Annotated in this window: 13 protein-coding genes and 1 tRNA gene; 3 read left to right on the top strand and 11 right to left on the bottom strand. The window is 50.5% G+C overall.

Going from position 1 to position 17,492, the window contains the following annotated elements; all coding sequences use genetic code 11:
- Positions 1-28: 28 nt before the first annotated feature.
- The 6 genes from DFR60_RS17130 to DFR60_RS17105 form a co-directional block, all read right to left on the bottom strand.
- A complete protein-coding gene (locus DFR60_RS17130; RefSeq protein ID WP_002602299.1) occupies positions 29-1,117 on the bottom strand; it encodes a PucR family transcriptional regulator in 1,089 nt (362 codons plus the stop codon).
- Between the two features lie 103 nt (positions 1,118-1,220).
- A complete protein-coding gene (locus tag DFR60_RS17125) occupies positions 1,221-2,333 on the bottom strand; it encodes an ABC transporter ATP-binding protein (RefSeq protein WP_055654329.1) in 1,113 nt (370 codons plus the stop codon).
- Between the two features lie 335 nt (positions 2,334-2,668).
- The gene (locus DFR60_RS17120) at positions 2,669-3,253 is read right to left on the bottom strand and encodes a class I SAM-dependent methyltransferase (RefSeq protein WP_110324000.1); all 585 of its coding nucleotides are present in this window, start codon (positions 3,251-3,253) and stop codon (positions 2,669-2,671) included.
- A gap of 28 nt (positions 3,254-3,281) precedes the next feature.
- A complete protein-coding gene (locus DFR60_RS17115; protein WP_055654331.1) occupies positions 3,282-4,121 on the bottom strand; it encodes a CvfB family protein in 840 nt (279 codons plus the stop codon).
- The gene (locus DFR60_RS17110) at positions 4,118-4,849 is read right to left on the bottom strand and encodes an acyl-[acyl-carrier-protein] thioesterase (RefSeq protein WP_110323999.1); all 732 of its coding nucleotides are present in this window, start codon (positions 4,847-4,849) and stop codon (positions 4,118-4,120) included. The genes DFR60_RS17115 and DFR60_RS17110 overlap by 4 nt, the downstream gene beginning before the upstream one ends.
- A 199-nt stretch (positions 4,850-5,048) precedes the next feature.
- Positions 5,049-5,120, bottom strand: a tRNA-Gln gene (locus DFR60_RS17105).
- Between the two features lie 198 nt (positions 5,121-5,318).
- Between DFR60_RS17105 and DFR60_RS17100 the strand changes: the two genes are divergently transcribed.
- Positions 5,319-7,007 (top strand): methyl-accepting chemotaxis protein, encoded by a 1,689-nt coding sequence (locus DFR60_RS17100; protein WP_110323998.1) that lies wholly within the window; start codon positions 5,319-5,321, stop codon positions 7,005-7,007.
- A 22-nt stretch (positions 7,008-7,029) separates the two neighbouring features.
- Here the strand turns inward: DFR60_RS17100 and yicI are convergent, their stop codons facing one another.
- The 5 genes from yicI to DFR60_RS17075 form a co-directional block, all read right to left on the bottom strand.
- The gene (gene yicI, locus DFR60_RS17095) at positions 7,030-9,318 is read right to left on the bottom strand and encodes an alpha-xylosidase (protein WP_110323997.1); all 2,289 of its coding nucleotides are present in this window, start codon (positions 9,316-9,318) and stop codon (positions 7,030-7,032) included.
- Between the two features lie 71 nt (positions 9,319-9,389).
- Positions 9,390-11,519 (bottom strand): glycoside hydrolase family 3 C-terminal domain-containing protein, encoded by a 2,130-nt coding sequence (locus DFR60_RS17090; RefSeq protein WP_110323996.1) that lies wholly within the window; start codon positions 11,517-11,519, stop codon positions 9,390-9,392.
- 55 nt (positions 11,520-11,574) lie between these two features.
- Entirely contained in the window at positions 11,575-12,405 is an 831-nt protein-coding gene (locus tag DFR60_RS17085; protein WP_373266135.1) for a carbohydrate ABC transporter permease, read from the bottom strand.
- Positions 12,402-13,280 (bottom strand): carbohydrate ABC transporter permease, encoded by an 879-nt coding sequence (locus tag DFR60_RS17080; protein ID WP_002602290.1) that lies wholly within the window; start codon positions 13,278-13,280, stop codon positions 12,402-12,404. Before DFR60_RS17080 ends, DFR60_RS17085 begins: the two co-directional genes overlap by 4 nt.
- 24 nt (positions 13,281-13,304) lie before the next feature.
- Positions 13,305-14,627: an ABC transporter substrate-binding protein gene (locus DFR60_RS17075; RefSeq protein ID WP_110323995.1), complete on the bottom strand. Its 1,323-nt coding sequence runs from the start codon at positions 14,625-14,627 to the stop codon at positions 13,305-13,307.
- 240 nt (positions 14,628-14,867) lie between these two features.
- Here DFR60_RS17075 and DFR60_RS17070 point away from each other — a divergent pair, with 240 nt between their 5' ends.
- Both DFR60_RS17070 and DFR60_RS17065 read left to right on the top strand, forming a co-directional pair.
- Positions 14,868-16,706: a cache domain-containing sensor histidine kinase gene (locus DFR60_RS17070; protein ID WP_110323994.1), complete on the top strand. Its 1,839-nt coding sequence runs from the start codon at positions 14,868-14,870 to the stop codon at positions 16,704-16,706.
- Positions 16,684-17,439 carry a response regulator transcription factor gene (locus DFR60_RS17065; RefSeq protein WP_110323993.1) on the top strand — a complete coding sequence of 252 codons (756 nt, stop codon included), beginning with the start codon at positions 16,684-16,686 and terminating at the stop codon, positions 17,437-17,439. The genes DFR60_RS17070 and DFR60_RS17065 overlap by 23 nt, the downstream gene beginning before the upstream one ends.
- Positions 17,440-17,492: the final 53 nt, after the last annotated feature.

The raw sequence follows: 17,492 nt of genomic DNA, 5'->3' as shown, positions 1-17,492 counted from the left end.
TGTCTCTTTTCGCACTGCTCATGCCTCACTAATAGTCCTGGTTCTCCATGTACTTCATGTACTTGACAACCATTAAGGCTATCTTGAACGTTATTGCATCCTCAAATACTCTCAAATCAAGCCCTGTGCTCTTCTGTAACTTATCCAGCCTGTATACAAGCGTATTTCTGTGAATGTATAACTGTCTCGATGTCTCGGATACGTTTAAGCTGTTCTCGAAGAACTTGTTGATCGTGGTGAGTGTCTCTTCGTCGAACTCGTCAGGGGATTTGCCGTCGAAGATTTCTTTGATGAACATACGGCATAACGGAAGCGGAAGCTGATAGATCAGTCGTCCGATACCCAGTTTGCTGTATGCGACTACATTCTTGTTGCTGTAGAAGATCTTGCCTACATCCATCGCCATCTTGGCTTCCTTGTAGGATCTGGATACTTCCTTGATTTCTCCGACGATCGTACCGAAGGCCACATGAACCTGGGTCATGGCTTCTGTGTTCAGCATGTCCAGGATGGTGTTTGCCGTCTTCTCCAGTTCCTCATATGTCTCACCGTCCCGGACTTCCTTGACCAGGATGATGTTCTTCTCATCTACCGCGGTAACGAAATCCTTCGTCTTGGCAGCAAATAAGTTGCGGACCGTCTCTAATGCGTTGACATCCTTCTCGTGCTGTGTCTCAATGATAAATACGACACGCTTGATGTTTGTCTCAATATGAAGCTTCTTGGCGCGGTTGTAGATATCCACCAGAAGCAGGTTGTCCAGAAGCAGATTCTTAATGAAGTTATCCTTATCAAAACGCTCCTTATAAGCAACCAGAAGACTCTGAATCTGGAAGGCGGCAAGTTTGCCAACCATATATACGTCGTCACTGCCTCCCTTGGCAAGAAGAATATATTCTAACTGGTGCTCATCAAAAACCTTGAAAAACTGGTATCCCTGAATTACCTGGCTGTCAGCCGGAGAATCCACAAATGCCAGGATAGAACTCTCATAGTCTTCTGCGTCAGGAAATGTTGTTGCCAATACCTTTCCTTCCGTATCACAAATGCATAAATCAATTCTCGTAATTCCTTTTAATCCTTCAATTGTCGTTTGAAGTATTTGATTCGAAATCATGGCACACTCTCCTTATCGTAAATTTTCCCTTATTCTATATTAATGCAAAAACTAAAAAAAAGCAAGCGAGTATAGCACTCGCCTGCTTAAATTTTCATAAAATTTAGTTTAAGACTACCAGTTCTGTGTCCTTATCGAATACATGGATCTTTGTTAAGTCAAGAGCAAGCTTCACGGTATCGCCAGGTCTTGCTGTTGTACGAGGATTCACTCTTGCGGTAAAGTTTGCATCATCAACATCGAAGTATAAGTAAACTTCAGCACCTAAAAGCTCGTAAACTCTGATGGTTGCATCGATAATGCTGTTCGGAGAAGATGCAAGGAAAGCTTCCTCGTCATGTAAATCTTCCGGACGGATACCTAAAACAACAGTCTTGCCAACATATCCAGCGCCCTCTAACTTCTTCGCTTTTCCTTCCGGAAGTGCGATGGTGTGTCCGCCGAATGTAAGAGTAACGTCGCTTCCGCTCTTTGCAACGGTTGCTTCGATTAAGTTCATCTGAGGAGCTCCGATAAATCCGGCAACGAACTTGTTGCCTGGCTTGTCGTATAAGTTCTGAGGAGAATCAACCTGCTGAACAACGCCGTCCTTCATAACTACGATTCTGGTACCAAGTGTCATAGCCTCTGTCTGGTCATGTGTAACGTAGATGATGGTTGCCTGCAGTCTCTGATGTAATTTGGAGATCTCAATACGCATCTGGCCTCTCAGCTTTGCATCCAGGTTGGATAACGGTTCGTCCATTAAGAAGACTTTAGGATTACGTACGATAGCACGTCCCATAGCAACTCGCTGCCTCTGTCCACCGGATAATGCCTTCGGCTTTCTGTCTAATAAATGCTCAAGGTCAAGGATTCTTGCTGCTTCATGAACCAGCTTGTCGATCTCGTCCTTAGGTGTCTTTCTCAGTTTCAGACCGAATGCCATGTTATCGTAAACGGTCATATGTGGATACAGAGCGTAGTTCTGGAATACCATTGCGATATCTCTGTCCTTCGGCTCAACGTCGTTCATTAATTTGCCATCGATGTAAAGTTCACCGGAAGAAATATCTTCCAGACCAGCGATCATACGAAGGGTTGTGGACTTACCACAGCCGGAAGGTCCTACGAAGATGACAAACTCTCTGTCTGCAATCTCCAGATTGAAATCCTTTACAGCTTCGAATCCGTTCGGATATTTCTTTGTGATGTTCTTCAATGATAAACTAGCCATCGCTTAATCCTCCTAATTTTAAATAAAAATATGTGCTTGTTTTTCTCCTCGGACCCCGCAGCCCCTTGGACTGCCGTCCTTTTCATTTCCTGACCTTATCATACATGAATGGTCTTATCTTTACCATATGGCATTTAACCAAAATCCAAATCTGCCTTTTGGCTAATTTGTATATTCAATAAAAAAAATGACTGAAACGCCAAAATATAGAAAGATCCGGCCGGGCATTTCTGTCTAATATCTCTAACCTGCGGCATTTCCAGGCCGGATTTGGGCGGAAACGACAAAACAGCGCCGAATTTCTTCGCGCTGTCTTGTTAATATTTTCGTAAGATTTACTGTTTTCTGACCAGGACATTCAGCCACCGTGTGTCAGAATGACCAGAACGGACATCCTCGGTTTCCCAGATCCTTACCACGTCAAACCGGTCGTTGTCTTTCAGTACTTCCTCCATGGCATCCTCTGTGTAATCACAGAAATACCGCTCTCCCCGGAAGCCCTCAAAGTCTCCCAGCTTAAAGGACATATAAAGAATTCCGCTGTCTTTCAAGGCCCTTGCTATCTTTTTAAGAATGGCAGACAGTTCCTTTTCCGGAACGTGGAGCAGGGAAGCGCAGGCCCAGATTCCGTCAAACACGCTGTCGAAATCCATCTCCTCAAACGTCATGTTGAGTACTTCCAGCCCTGTGTGAATCTCGGCCAGTTTACACATCTCCTCTGATGCGTCCATGGCTGTCACATCGTATCCCAGTTCGTAGAAAATCAGGCTGTCCCTTCCGGAGCCGCATCCGAGGTCAAGGATCGTATCCCCTTCCTCCAGCAGATTTAAAAACTCCGTTCTTATCTCCGACATATCCTGATCCACTGTCTCTTCGAACACCTTTGCCGCATACTTATTATAATAGTCTATCGAGTCCAAAACAATCCTCCTGTTATTCCTTTCCACTCTATTTCAATATCTCTATGGTTTTCTCGGTAATCTTAACTTTTCCATCTTTTAAAAGATGGCCTACCGCGCGTTTAAACGCGTTCTTACTCATCTGAAACTCGCGCTTGATTACTTCCGGAGCCGCTTTATCCGTAAATGGAAGCACTCCGCCGAACTGGTCTCCGATCACTTCCAACACCCGCGCCGAATCGTCGTCCATCTGTAAGTACGCCTTCTGTCTCGGGCTTAAATCCAACTTGCCGTCTTCCCGAACCTTGGTGACCCGGGCCGAAACCGTGTCTCCCTCATGGTAATCGTCAAAGAGCTCCTTCTTCGGAATCAGTCCATAGTACTTATTGTCGACTGCCACAAACGCACCCAGAGTCTCATTGATCTCGTAGATCGTTCCAGTCACCTGATCGTCCTTCTTATAAGGCGACTCACTGCTCATGTAAGCGTAAACCCGCATGGTGGCCGCCAGCCTCTGGCTCTTATCCACGTACAGCGCCACCAGAACCGATTCTCCCTGGCGTACCTTATGTGTCTGCTCCCTAAACGGCAGAAGCAAATCCTTCTCCAGTCCCATATCGAGAAACGCTCCGATCTTGGCCACTTCCTTTACCGGAAGCATCGCGGTCTCTCCCACCGAAAGCTTCGGGATTCCCGTGGTCGCAATCAGACGGTCCTCCGAGTCTTTATAAATAAATACGCTGATTTCATCGCCCGGCTTCGTTCCTTCCGGAACCTGTTTCTTCGGAAGCAGTACGGAAGCTTCTGAAGCCACGCCCTCTCCCACATATACACCGAACTCCTTGACCCTCTGTACCGTCAGGGTCTGCACTTTTCCCAGTTCTATCATCTTATATCCTCTCTCGTTTTTCCCCGCAGCCATATCACTGCATAAGCGGCTCCCTGCTCATCACAGAGAGAAACCGTGTATCCTTCATCCGTCCGGCTGACATGCGGATAAACCACATCGCCGCAGACGGCTGCTTTCTTATATTCCACCCGAAGCTCTCCGACCTCGATTTCAGACGGAAGCACCTCCCTGGCGATCTCCACATACTGGGCGTTGTTCACATGATGATTCGTATCGATGTGGTGTTTTGCGATCGTCACGCACTCCGCTTCCTCATATTCAGCGGGAACAGTGATCTTTCGCGGTGCGTACTCCATCTCCAGGCGCTTCTCATCGCCTCGGCCGTATCCCCGTATATTCTCTTCCTTCACCTTCACAGGCCGCCCCAGCTCCGTGTCAAACAGAAACCATACGGAATTAGCTCTCACCAGGTAATTCCCGGCCGGATCACAGATAGTAAAATTACGGTATCCGTAAAAGCCTTTGAAATCATAGGGCCATGTACCGATAACCACTTCTTCTCCCAGCGCAGGGTACCGGTCGATCACGATCTGCCAGGAAGAAAGCCACCACGCCTGATGGTGTTCCGTCAAATAGGAAATTCCCAGCCCGATGTCTTCCGACTGAAACGTCGAACAGTCCTGTAAGTAATTCATGATACCTGTAAGAGTCAGTTTACCATATTCATCCGTCTCACTGTACCGTATCCTGCTGCCAAATGTGTACATGCTGCACCTCTCATCAAAATTAAGTAACATTATAAAGCATTTTGCCTGTCTTGTCCAGAAGAAGGAGCGATTCTACTGCAGAAAAAGAAGCAGTTCCTTATGGATTCCTGCTTCTTTTCAAGTTTCTGCAATTTATAAGACGCTATTCTCACAAAATACTGCAAAACCCGCAGGAACTTTCCTGCGGGTTTTATCAAGACTGGGCTACAAGGATTCGAACCTTGAAATGACGGAGTCAGAGTCCGTTGCCTTACCATTTGGCGATAGCCCATTAACACAGCAAGATGTAGTATACACGATGTTAGTCCGATAGTCAAGCACTTTTTTTACTTCTTTTTATTTTTTTTGTTTTAAATTTGCTCAATATTTTAGTTGTATTTTCTATATTTAATGCTATTCTTATATTATCGGAACTTTTGATAATTTTTGCATAAATTTAAATACATTTTAAGGGGTAAAGGGGTTACAAATGAAAAATCTGCGTATCAAAACAAAACTGCTTATGCAAACGACCTTTTTGTTGTTGGGTCTGACCGCACTCGGCGTAATATCCCTCGTGTTCATGTATCGGATGAATGAGCGCAACACGGCTATCAACGATGACTGGCTGCCTTCCGTTGTCACGGCAGAAGAACTGGACACACTCACCTCCAATTTCCGCATCAGGGAATATGGACACATCATCGCCTGGGAGCCGGAAATTATGGCGTTGCGGGAAGAACAGATGGCAGACCTTCTCCTTGAAATCGACTCCAAATTCGCCGAATACGATCAGCTTGGCAGCAGCGATGAGGAAAAACAACTGCTCACCTCCGCCAGACTGGCCTGGGACGATTATCTGCAGCTGCACAACACCGTAGTCGAATTGAGCCGCAGGGGCGAGATGGAACAGGCGATGGTGATTGCACGGGCCGATTCCCAAAACCGTTTTGACGAAGCCACCGAAATATTCGAGGAGCTGGTCGAATACAGCAAGACAAACGCCCAGAATGCAAGCCACGAAAGTACGCTTCTCTATTCCAGGGCGTGGATGCTTCTGATCTCTATTATTGTACTCCTGATCACTGCAGGATTTCTATTATCCCTTGCCACAGTGAAAGCCATACTTACTCCGGTCAATGAGCTCGACAATGTTGCCGCCCGAATTGCAGACGGCAACTTAAATGAAGTAATTACGTATAACTCGAAAGATGAGCTGGGCTCCCTGGCTGTAAATTTCAACAAGACGGTAACGCGGCTTAAGGATTACGTGAATTATATAAAGGAAATCTCCGCCGTACTCAATCAGATTGCAGACGGCGACCTGGCTTTTAAACTGACATACGACTATGCCGGTGAATTTATGAAGGTCAAAGAGGCTCTCGAACATATTTCCGGGTCCTTAAATGGAATTATCGGACAGATCAACCGTGCCTCCGATCAGGTTGCATGTGGTGCGGAACAGGTAGCCACCGGCGCCCAGTCCCTCTCTCAGGGCACCTCCGAGCAGGCGGGTTCCATCGAAGGGCTGGCTGTATTTGTCGGAGACATCTCCGGGCAGATCCGGGGCAATGCCTCCAACGCGGAGCAGGCGAGCGAGAAAGCACGCAAGGTCGGTAATCAGATGTACGCCAGCAATCAGCAGATGCAGCGGATGATCGCCGCCATGGATGAAATCAGCAGCAGCTCCCGGGAGATCGTCAACATTATTGAAACCATTGAATCCATTGCGCTCCAGACAAATATTCTGGCACTCAACGCCTCCGTGGAAGCGGCGAGAGCCGGTGTTTCCGGAAAGGGCTTCACAGTCATTGCAAATGAGGTCAGAAACCTTGCCGGGGAAACAGCGGACGCCTCCCAAAACACCTCCGCTCTCATCGAGAATTCCATGAAGGCAGTGAAAAACGGTGCAGCGATCGCTTCCGAGACAGCGGCCGCCATGATGGAAGCCGTAAACGGTGCCGTGGAGGTAGCCGAGACCGTGGACCTCATCTCCAAGGCTTCCTTAAAGCAGGCGGAGGCCACCTCACAAATCACCGTTGGAATCGAACAGATTACCGCCGTAATCCAGAGCAACTCTGCAACCGCCGAGGAATGTGCCGCGGCCAGCGAAGAACTGTCCGACCAAGCGATCCTTTTAAATGGACTGGTCGAGCAGTTCCGGCTGAAAGAAAGTTGATAGTCTGAAAAGAGTAAACGTATTATGCGACCACCACTTCCACCTTCCCGTCTCCCAGAACCTCAAACGTAAATCCTGCTGAAACGTCCGCCGAAACCTCCTCGGAGGCAGCCACGGCGGTTCTTTCTACCCGAAGCGTAATCTTTCCATCTGCCCGGCTGGCCGCTGCGGTCATCACTACGCGGCCTTCTAAGTCCGTTACGCCAGTCTCTGCGGTCATTCCCTCCTCCGGGAGATACAGAAGGAATCTGACTCCATCCGCAAACGCGTAATCCGGTCTGCTGCTCTCTTTTCCAACCGCCACAATGCTGCCGGGGCGCACCATGAGCGGCAGGGAGAAGTAATCGTGTGTCTCCTTCTGCCATCTGCCTCCCACGACGGTCTTTCCGGTAAGCAGGTTCACCCAGTTTCCCTCCGGAAGGTAGTATTCCACCTCGCCGGATTCCCTAAATACCGGGGCTACCAGCAGGGAATCGCCCAGCATATACTGCTTATCCAGCGGTTCGCAGGCCCGGTCCTCCGGGAATTCCACGAACATTGGACGCATCATCGGTATGCCCTCTTCATGGGCTTTTACCGCCTGACGGTAGAGATACGGCATCAGCGCGCATTTCAGCTTTACAAACTTCCGAAGCACGTCGCAGGCTTCGTCGTCGAACAGCCACGGCACGCGGTAGGAGGAAGAGCCATGGAGACGGCTGTGGGAGCTTAAAAGGCCAAACTGGCACCATCTCTTGTAGATATCGGCCGGCGCCGTATTTTCAAAACCGCTGATATCATGGCTCCAGAAGCCGAAGCCCGCACAGGCCAGAGAGAGGCCGCTCCGGATGGTTTCAGCCATGGACGGATAGGTCGCCGAACAGTCACCGCCCCAGTGAGCCGGGAACTGCTGTCCTCCCACAGTCGCCGAACGGGCGAACAGCACGGCTTCCCCTGTTCCTCTCTCCTGTTCCAGAAGCTGGAATACGGTCTCATTATAGAGAAACGTATAGTAATTGTGCATCTTAACCGGATCGGAACCGTCAAAATAAGCGATATCCCTCACCGGAACCCTCTCACCGAAATCCGTCTTAAAGCAGTCTACGCCCATGTCCAGCAGCGTCTTTAACTTGCCCTGATACCAGGCGGCCGCGTCCGGATTGGTAAAATCCACCAGTCCCATACCGGCCTGCCACATATCAGTCTGCCATACATCCCCGTTCGTCTTTCTGATTAAGTAGCCGTGCTCCATGCCCTCATGGAACAGCGGAGATTTCTGGCCGATATACGGGTTGATCCACACACAGATCTTTAATCCCCTGTCGTGATACCGTTTCAGCATACCGGCCGGATCCGGAAATGTCCTGGGGTCCCACGTAAAATTACACCATTCATACGCTTCCATCCAATAGCAGTCAAAATGAAACACGTGCAGCGGTATATCCCGGTCCGCCATGCCCTGGATAAAGCCGGAGGTCGTCTCCTCATCGTAATTGGTCGTAAAGGAGGTGGTTAGCCAAAGGCCAAAGGACCAGGCCGGAGGCAGCGCCGGTTTGCCGGTCAGCTCCGTATATTTGGATATGGTTCCCTTCGGGGTGGAACCGTTAATCACGTAGTAATCGAGCCGTTCCCCTTCCACGGAAAACTGCAGGCGCTCCACCTTTTCGCTGGCAATCTCATAGGCGGCATCCCCTTCATGATCCAAAAGCACGCCATACCCCTTGTTGGTAATATAAAACGGAATATTCTTGTAGGTGATTTCGCTGGCTGTTCCGCCATCCTCATTCCACATTTCCACCATCTGTCCGTTCTTCACAAACGGTGTGTACCGCTCACCAAGTCCATAGATGTACTCGTCCACATCGATGGCCAGCTGCTCCACCATATAGGTTTTTCCCGTATCCCGGTTGGTCATGTGCGCCATGTTGCGGAATCCGGTGTTGGTCAGTTCCCGGTCTCCGTCGAGGAAACGGATTCCCCAGCCGTTTGGCCTCTTATCGATAACCGCAGATGTGCGGCCGCTCTGATAGCGGATCTCCTCCTCTGTTTCCTCGATTGTCACATGGGGGGCGGTCTCCTTAATCCCGGCGAAGGGGCCGCGGTAAGCGGTTCCCTCAAAATGCCTCACGGAAACCTTAATCACATCTTCCATTGGACTGGATAGACAGATGGTGAGCATCCCCAGATTCAGGCAGTCTCCTCTTCCCGCGATATGCTTTCCCGGCGCATAGATTATGAGTTCATCCCCATGTATCCGGCTGTCTGCGAATTCTGCCGCGTAGAGCGGAGTGATTTCCTTTTTGGTACACCAGTAACCTTCTGTGAATTTCATCGACATTTTCCTCCTGCTAATGCATTATTTTCATAACAGTTCAGACGACCATTTTCCCGCCGTCTGAACTGTTACTCATTTTCTTTGATATCAACGGTCTGAACAAGCCGCACGTCACCAACGGACCGCCCCACGCAGACCGAATACTCATCCTCCGGTACTTCGAACGCCCTTTTCTCCTCATTGTAGTAAGAAAATGCTTTCCATGGAAGCCGGAAATCCACGGCGCGTTCCTCGCCTGGATGAAGAAAGACTTTTACAAATCCCTTAAGCTCTCTGACCGGCCGTTTGACATTCTTTCCGGCTGCACCGACGTAAATCTCCACGACCTCCGCTCCAGACGAAGAGCCGCAGTTTTTCACTGTCACAGTACCATAGATGCCGTCTTCCCGCCGCTCCAGCTTTAAATCCCCATAGGAAAACTCCGTATAGGACAGTCCGTGTCCAAAACAGTAACGGACTGCTTTTTGCTCCGTCTCGTAATACCGGTACCCGACATAAATGCTTTCCCGATACGTTACGGTATCATCTCCCGGAAACTCTCCGATGGAATGGGCCGGGCAGTCCTCCAGCCGCTTCGGGATGGTAAATGGAAGCCTGCCGGAAGGATTCACCCTGCCGAGGAGGACCTTTGCCACGGCCAGGCCGCCTTCCATTCCGTTGTAGCTGCTGTATACAATGGCCTTCGCCCGGTCGGCAAAGACCTCCATGTCCACCGGAGAACCGGCTATAACCACGATGACCGTATTCTCATTGGCATCCAGGACGGCAGAAATCAGCTCTTCCTGTCCATAAGGCAGCTTCATATCCGGCCGGTCACAGCCTTCCAGGTCAAACTCGTGATTCAGCCCGCAGAACAGAACGACGCTTTCGCAGGATTCTGCCAGAGCCGAAGCTTCCCTTATGAGTTCTCTGCGGCGCTCCTCCGCCCCATCGCTTCCGTCTCCCTTATATGACGCCTTATAGGCCCGTTCCTCCAGGCTCTCCGCCTGCCAGTTCTCCTGTTCCGCCGATTTTTCACCGTCGCTCTGGTAGCCTGGAGCATACTCCACGCTGACAGTTCCGCCCAGCTCCATCTTAAGGCCCATGAGCGGGGTAAGCTCGTAAAGCGCCTTGATCGCCGCGCTGCCGCCGCCGCTGGAATGCATCTTCCCTGCATTTTCCCCGATTACTGCCAGGCGTTTCACGGGCTTCAGCGGAAGAATCCCGCCTTCATTCTTTAACAGCACAACCGCCTCTTCGGCACATTTGAGGATTGCCTCCTGATGGCCCTTCGTGTTATAGGAGCCGCTCTTTCTGACGCCGTCCAGCATATGGAGCCGGTCCATGAGAACCAGAATATTCTTAACCTTCTCATCCAGCAGCGCCTCGGACACCTCTCCGGATCTGACCTTTTCCGCCAGCGGGTCCGCCATGCAGTACTGATCAAAATCACTGGTCACCGACATCTCGATGTCCAGTCCGTTTTCCGCGGCCTGCATCGTGTCGTGGACGCCTCCCCAGTCGGATATGACCACGCCGTCAAAGCCCCATTCCCCGCGGAGAATGTCCTCCAGCAGGTAATGGTTATGGCAGCAGTGTTCTCCGCGGAACCGGTTGTAGGCGCCCATCAGCGTCTTCGTCTTTCCCTCTTTCACCGCGGCCTCGAAGCCGGGGAGATAGAGCTCTCTGAGCGCCCGCTCGTCCACGGCAGCGTCCACATCGAGCCTGCGGGTCTCCTGATTATTTAAGGCAAAATGTTTCACGCAGGCAGCCGTATCCTGCTCCTCAATGCCACGGATAAGCGGAACCGCCATTTCCGAGATCAGATGAGGATCCTCGCTCATGTACTCAAAATTTCTGCCGCAGAGGGGGGAACGAATCAGATTGATTCCCGGAGCCAGGATCACGTCCTTTCCACGCCCCCTGGCCTCCTGCCCCAGCACGCATCCCATGTCTGCCGCCCGCTCCCGGTTCCAGGTGCAGGCGATGGCCGTATTACTGGGAAGGTAGGACACGTAATCGTCCGTCGTCCCCTTAGGCGCCCAGTTGTCGTCCTGCAGTTCCTTTCTGACCCCCATGGGGCCGTCCGACATCCAGAGCGGCGGGATTCCGAGGCGCTCCACACCTTTCGTATGGAAAATCCCCTGTCCGTGAATCATCCCGATCTTCTCTTCCAGGGTCATTTCCCGGATCAGATCCCAGATCTTCTGCATTGTCATTCGTTCCTCCTCCTTGCAGGCTTATTTTTTTTCAGCCGTCTTTAACGGCTCTGTTTTAACCTTTTACAGATCCGGCCGACACACCGCCCACGATGTATTTCTGCCCCAGGATAAAGACCAGAAGCACGGGCGCCAGCGTCAGCATGATATCCGCCGCCACCAGGTTCCAGGAATTCTGGAAGGCCCCGAAGAAGTTGTAGACGGCAAGCGTCATGGGCCATTTTCTGGAATTGTTTAAGTAATACAGCGGCATGGTAAAATCGTTCCATACTGCCATGAAATCCAGCACAAACAGTGTGGAAACAATCGGTTTCAACAGCGGCGCAATTACCTTTAAGAAGAGCTGCCACGGCTTGCATCCGTCGATGACCGCCGCCTCGTCGATCTCACGCGGTATCGTCGCCACAAAGCCGTAGGCCAGAAACAGGCTCAGCGGTATGTTGATCGCGGCATATAAGAGAATGATGCCGATTCTGGTGTTGACCAGATGAAACGCCTGCATGACCTTCATCAAAGCTACATTGTTGATCGGCATGGCGATGCCGGAGATGATAAAGTAATATAGAAAACGGTTGACGCCCTTCTGGTTTCTGGATATGACGAAGGCTGCCGCCGCAACCAGTCCGACTACGATGATTACGCTGCCGGCCGCATAGAGGAGTCCGTTGAAGAAGGAGGACACCAGTTTGCCCTGTTCGATGACGGTGGCATAGTTTTCAAATACCCATTTCGTCGGGAGCGACAGTGTCATCCGGTTGGCCTCGGCCGAGGTCTTAAAGGAATTTAAGAACAGCACCACCAGCGGGATAATGACGATCAGGCTGATTACAATCGAGATCAGGTTTCCGGCCACACGGCCGATGGTTCTGCCGGTTCTTCCCATCATGCTTCCACCTCCTTATTTTCCATAGATTTGATGATAAAGTAAAGCAGTGCCAGCACAAAGAAAAACAGGACGCTGGACAACGTGGTGCCCATGGCTAAATCTCCCTTGGAGAATTCCTTGTAAACAGCTGTGTTGATTACGCCTGTAGCGTTTCCGGGGCCTCCGTTTGTCAGGGAATAAATCATATCGAATACGCGCAGTCCGTAAGTCACATTTAAAACCGTTACATTGACAAGAACCGGCTTTAATAAGGGCAGCGTGATATCCCACAGCTTCTGGAAGAAATTGGCGCCGTCTATGCTGGCCGCCTCGTAGTACTCCGGCGAGATGGACATCAGCCCGGCGATGACGACGACCATGATGTAGCCCATGCCCTTCCAGGTATCCACGGTCATGACCGTCGGGAACACCAGGCTTAAATCGGTCAGCCAGTTTTTAGCCAGCCCGTCAAGCCCGATTCCCCTCAGAAAATTGTTTAAGAAGCCTGTGGTCGGATGGAGCATGCTCCGGAACACGAGGCCGACCACCAGATACGACATGACCTGTGGGGAAAAGATGATCATGCGCTGGAAATTCTTGCATTTGATAAACTTCTGGGTCAGAAGAAGGGCCAGCGCAAGGCCGACAACCGTCTTCATGACTGTGGTAACAACCGTGAACAGCACGGTGTTGCCGATATATTTTAAGTACTCGGAATTGCCCTGAAAGATCTTTTTATAGTTGGTAAGGCCGACAAAATTGATCTCATCGCTGAAATTATTCCAGTCTGTAAACGAATATGCGATACCCAGCAGACCTGGAAGGAAGCACAGCAGGAAAAAGAGGATCGCCGCGCCGCTGGCAAAGTACCAGGGATATAATTTGTTTCTGTTCATGACCGTACCTCCTTTCCGCCGCCGTTATTTTACCCAGCCCGGGTCCTTCTGCAGCTCCGCCTGTTCGGTACGCCGTCTCATGATCGTATCCAGCACATCCTGGGGCGTCATGGCTCCGGTATACATTGCCTCCAAATCTTTTCCAACATCCATCCACTGGCTGTCGATGTAGTTCACAGAAGTCTGCACCACGTTGGCTTTTGTGAGGGAATCTAAGAACTTCTGGTCCTCATCGGAGTATTTGCTCTTAATCTCCGGCCAGCAGAGCGCGCTTAATTCCGGCTGTCCGTCGAGGCGCTTCTGAAGGTTTTCCGGTTTCGCCAGGAACTCGAAGAACTGTTTTGCCTCTTCCACGTATTTGCTGTCCTTGTTGATAAAGTAGGCATTGCTGGCAGGATTGACGCCGACTGCTTTGTTGTCATCCCACGGCATAACGAACGCCCCCAGCTTCTCTGTCGCCTTGAAGTCCGGATAATCGGCTTCGATCTCACCGCGGAATCCCAGCTCGGCAATGGTCATGGCGCACCGCTCCGTGGCTATGGCCTCTTTTGCATTCTCCCATGCATTGCTTAAGTAGTCATCTCCGAAGTATCCGGCTTTTGCACACTCGTCTAATTCTGTAATGATGTTCAGTAAGTGGGGAATGGAGTCTAAATCCACTTCATTCGCATTTAACTTGTTGTAGACCTCAGGATCATCGGCCAGCCATAATCCGCCGGTCTCAAACAGGGGAAGTACCTGATGCCAGCCGTTTGTGGTGGCTTCATAGACCGGTGTCGTTCCGGAATCCTGAATGGTCTGGCAGACCGTCCTGAATTCTTCGTATGTAGCAGGCGCCTCCAGTCCAAGCTCGCTGAATGTGTCTTTATTATACAGATAGAAATACATCTTCGCTCCCGGGAAGGTGATGCCGTATACCTTGTCATCCACGGAGACAGCCGAACGGGCGCTGTCTTCCATGCGGCTCACCCACTCCTGCCCGGTCAGCTCCGCACTGTACTGGTCCATGTGAATGCTGGAGGCCAGACCGATGGGCGTATCCACACAGATGATATCCGGCGCCTCCCCGGAATCCAGCTTCACCTTAATTAAGTCTCTCCACTGGGCGTCGGGGGAAATCTGGAAGTCAATTTTGATTCCGGTCTCAGCTTCGAATTCCTTCGCTAAATCCTGGACGATTCCCGATGTCGGAAGGCCGCTCTGGTGGCTGCCAAAGGTCAGGGTTACGCTCTTCTTCCCCTCCTTTGCCGCGCCTGTATTGCTGTCTGATCCACAGCCCGTCACCACTGCCGCCGCCATGACCGCCGCTATAGAAAGGCTTAATGCTCTCTTTATCATCTTTTTCATATCTGTTCTCCTTTTTCTCAACTGATTCTCACACTTTTTCCACTCTTGTCTTTTGTGTCTATATTTTATCGATAAAATACGTTTCCTTTAGCGTAATTTTATCATAACATAAGAGCCATTTTTGCAAAATAGACAATTCCGAACTATCATTTGCATTTTTTTGAACAATCTTGTATAATATCACTCACGAAGGGAGGTGGCTTTCTTATCAAAAAAGCGACAAAGCATTATTCCCAAAAGATGTATCTTTTTGTCATATATGGCCTGTTCATCCTGCTTCTGCTGGGGATTTTCTTCTTTTTCACCTACACGCATTACAGGAAAAATGCCCTGGAAGAGGCGAGAAAAGATTTAGAAAACATGTGCGCCTCTGTGGAAAATTCTGTGGAAACCCAGTTAAACAACATCTCGACCATTTCCATGAATATCGTATACTCTAATGCGGTAAAGTCCAATTTTAAAGAATTTTCGGCCTCTTATCGGAGGAACGGGACGGACCCCCGCCGGCTGGCGGCCTCCCGTGAGAAGGCACTGGCCATCCACGATATCGTCACCGCGATCATCGGCGCCTATCAGTCGGCCTCCGATGTCCGGATCTACACCATGGACGGCTCCGTAGCCGGATACTGGCTGTTAATCTCTTCCGTGGACTTGGAGTCGCTTCCCTGGTACGAGGAGACCATGGCGCAAAACGGCCACATGTATATCAGCAACCCGGAAGTGCAGAAGGATTTACCCGCAAGAGGCGGCAATAAGGAGTCTCAGAAGTTCATATCCCTGGTGCGTCTGTTTCTCGATACCGCGGGACAGCCGGAGGGCATCGTCGAGGTTATACAGGACTGCGATACCATCTTCTCCCTGGCGACCCAGCTGGAAAACCAGAACCCGGACAGCCGCGTCTACATTTACAATTCCAGAAAAGAGCTGGTCTACCCCTACAATGATACGAAAGTTGTGCCCGATTACTACGGGCTGATCGAGCGCAGAGGCCTTCCGGAAAATACCGGCAGGCTTTTAAAAACCGACGCGGGCGAGAACCTTCTCTTTACATACCGGACCACGCCGGACTATAACTGGACCGTGATCTTAACAAAGCCGAAGGCGGCCATCTACGAGCCTCTTAACACCTTCCGGGTTATGTTCGCCCTGATCGGCATGTTCTCCATTTTACTCACCCTGCTGATCTGTTTCTACATCTCAGAACGGCTGACCGCACCGCTTCGGAAGCTGACGGCGGCCACCGGCAAGATCACCATCAACCGGGTGCTGGACGAGAATAAGGTGAATCTGACTTCCGCGGACAGCAATATCACAGAGCTTTCCATGCTGTGCGAATCCATCCGCAGCATGTATGAGAAGCTCCGCAGCACCTCCCAGGAAGTGCTCTTATCCCAGAGCGAGGAGACGAGAGCCAAGCTGCAGGCCACACAGTCGCTGATCAATCCGCATTTTCTCTACAACAGCCTGACGAATATCAGCGTCATGGCCGAGGAGGAGATGAATGAGGACATCATTCAGATGTGCCAGGCCCTGTGCGACTATTTCCGGTATATCTCCTCCTCCAGCGAGATGATCGTTCCGTTAAAAGAGGAGATCTTCTACACCAAACGGTACTTAGAGATCATGCAGATGCGCTATACCGAGGAATTTCATTACACCTTTGACATTGAGGAAGAGGCCGAAAACATCTGTATCCCCAAGCTGATCATCCAGCCTCTGGTGGAAAACGCCTTCAAATACGCCTTCGACAAACAGCCGCCCTGGGAACTCACCATCTCCGCTTCCATCGAACACGAACGCTGGCTGCTGCGAATCCAGGACAACGGCGGCCATTTAAAAGATGAGAAGAAGCAGGAGCTGCTTAACCTGTACCGGAACTTAAACCTCAATGAGGAGTTGAAATCCATGCAGATCGGAGGCATGGGACTGAAAAACGTATATCTCCGGCTGAAACTGCTTTACGGAGAGAAGGCGGTATTCGAGATCGAAAATACACTGCCGCTGAGGACGATCTTTGTCCTTGGAGGGCCTGTTTACCATTCAAAGGAGGAATACCATGAACAGCATCCCCCATTATAAATATCTGGTCGTGGAGGACGAAAGCCTGATACGCAAAAACTTAATTAAAAAAATCACAGCCCTGGATTTGCCGCTTACCCTGATCGGGGAGGCGGCCAATGGAATGGAGGCCATCGTAAAGGTGGAAAAAGACTGTCCCGACCTTGTCATCACGGACATCCGCATGCCGCAGTGCGACGGCCTGGAGCTGTCCCGGTATCTGCACAAGAATCATCCGGGAGTGAAGATCATCATCCTCAGCGGCTATGACGACTTTTCCTACGCTCAGGCCGCCATCAAGTTCGCAGTCAGGGATTATCTGCTGAAACCGGTGACTGCGCAGGCGCTCTCCGAGTCGCTTCAGAAGCTGCTGATCACTATGGGGACGGAGACCGAGGAACTGGAGACCTACCGGACCAGGAACAGCGCCCTGGATCAGAAGTCCATCTGCGAGCTTTTGGAAAAATATCTTCAGGAAAACTATCAGAACGATGTCTCCTTTCAGGAGCTGGCCGAGAAATTCGGATTTACGCCGGAGTATTTGGGGAAAATATTCAAGAAATACACGGGAGAAACTCCGTCCAAATATTTGACGAAGCTGAGAATGAACGAAGCCAAGCGGCTGCTCCTTAACAATCCGGACATGGAGATCCAGATGATCGGGGAGCTGGTCGGCTATAAAGACGGCTTCTACTTCAGCCGTGCATTTAAGAGTTATACGGTAATTCAGCCGAGTGAATTCAGGAACCGCTGATAAGTATCCGTTCAGGCTGTACTTTTCGGTTACACAGAATAAAGAGTCCGGCC

Origin of the sequence: Hungatella effluvii (genome assembly GCF_003201875.1) — a bacterium.
In the GTDB taxonomy this organism is placed as follows: domain Bacteria; phylum Bacillota; class Clostridia; order Lachnospirales; family Lachnospiraceae; genus Hungatella; species Hungatella effluvii.
The sequence above is the reverse complement of the archived record's forward strand: the minus strand, read 5'-3'. Positions and strand labels throughout refer to the sequence as shown.

What these genes read in the sequence shown, in the direction of transcription:
- DFR60_RS17130 (WP_002602299.1), bottom strand. Translation starts at nt 1,117, where the DNA reads ATGATTTCGAATCAAATACTTCAAACGACAATTGAAGGATTAAAAGGA.
- DFR60_RS17125 (WP_055654329.1), bottom strand. Translation starts at nt 2,333, where the DNA reads ATGGCTAGTTTATCATTGAAGAACATCACAAAGAAATATCCGAACGGA.
- DFR60_RS17115 (WP_055654331.1), bottom strand. Translation starts at nt 4,121, where the DNA reads ATGATAGAACTGGGAAAAGTGCAGACCCTGACGGTACAGAGGGTCAAG.
- DFR60_RS17110 (WP_110323999.1), bottom strand. Translation starts at nt 4,849, where the DNA reads ATGTACACATTTGGCAGCAGGATACGGTACAGTGAGACGGATGAATAT.
- DFR60_RS17100 (WP_110323998.1), top strand. Translation starts at nt 5,319, where the DNA reads ATGAAAAATCTGCGTATCAAAACAAAACTGCTTATGCAAACGACCTTT.
- yicI (WP_110323997.1), bottom strand. Translation starts at nt 9,318, where the DNA reads ATGAAATTCACAGAAGGTTACTGGTGTACCAAAAAGGAAATCACTCCG.
- DFR60_RS17090 (WP_110323996.1), bottom strand. Translation starts at nt 11,519, where the DNA reads ATGACAATGCAGAAGATCTGGGATCTGATCCGGGAAATGACCCTGGAA.
- DFR60_RS17085 (WP_373266135.1), bottom strand. Translation starts at nt 12,405, where the DNA reads ATGATGGGAAGAACCGGCAGAACCATCGGCCGTGTGGCCGGAAACCTG.
- DFR60_RS17080 (WP_002602290.1), bottom strand. Translation starts at nt 13,280, where the DNA reads ATGAACAGAAACAAATTATATCCCTGGTACTTTGCCAGCGGCGCGGCG.
- DFR60_RS17075 (WP_110323995.1), bottom strand. Translation starts at nt 14,627, where the DNA reads ATGAAAAAGATGATAAAGAGAGCATTAAGCCTTTCTATAGCGGCGGTC.
- DFR60_RS17070 (WP_110323994.1), top strand. Translation starts at nt 14,868, where the DNA reads ATGTATCTTTTTGTCATATATGGCCTGTTCATCCTGCTTCTGCTGGGG.
- DFR60_RS17065 (WP_110323993.1), top strand. Translation starts at nt 16,684, where the DNA reads ATGAACAGCATCCCCCATTATAAATATCTGGTCGTGGAGGACGAAAGC.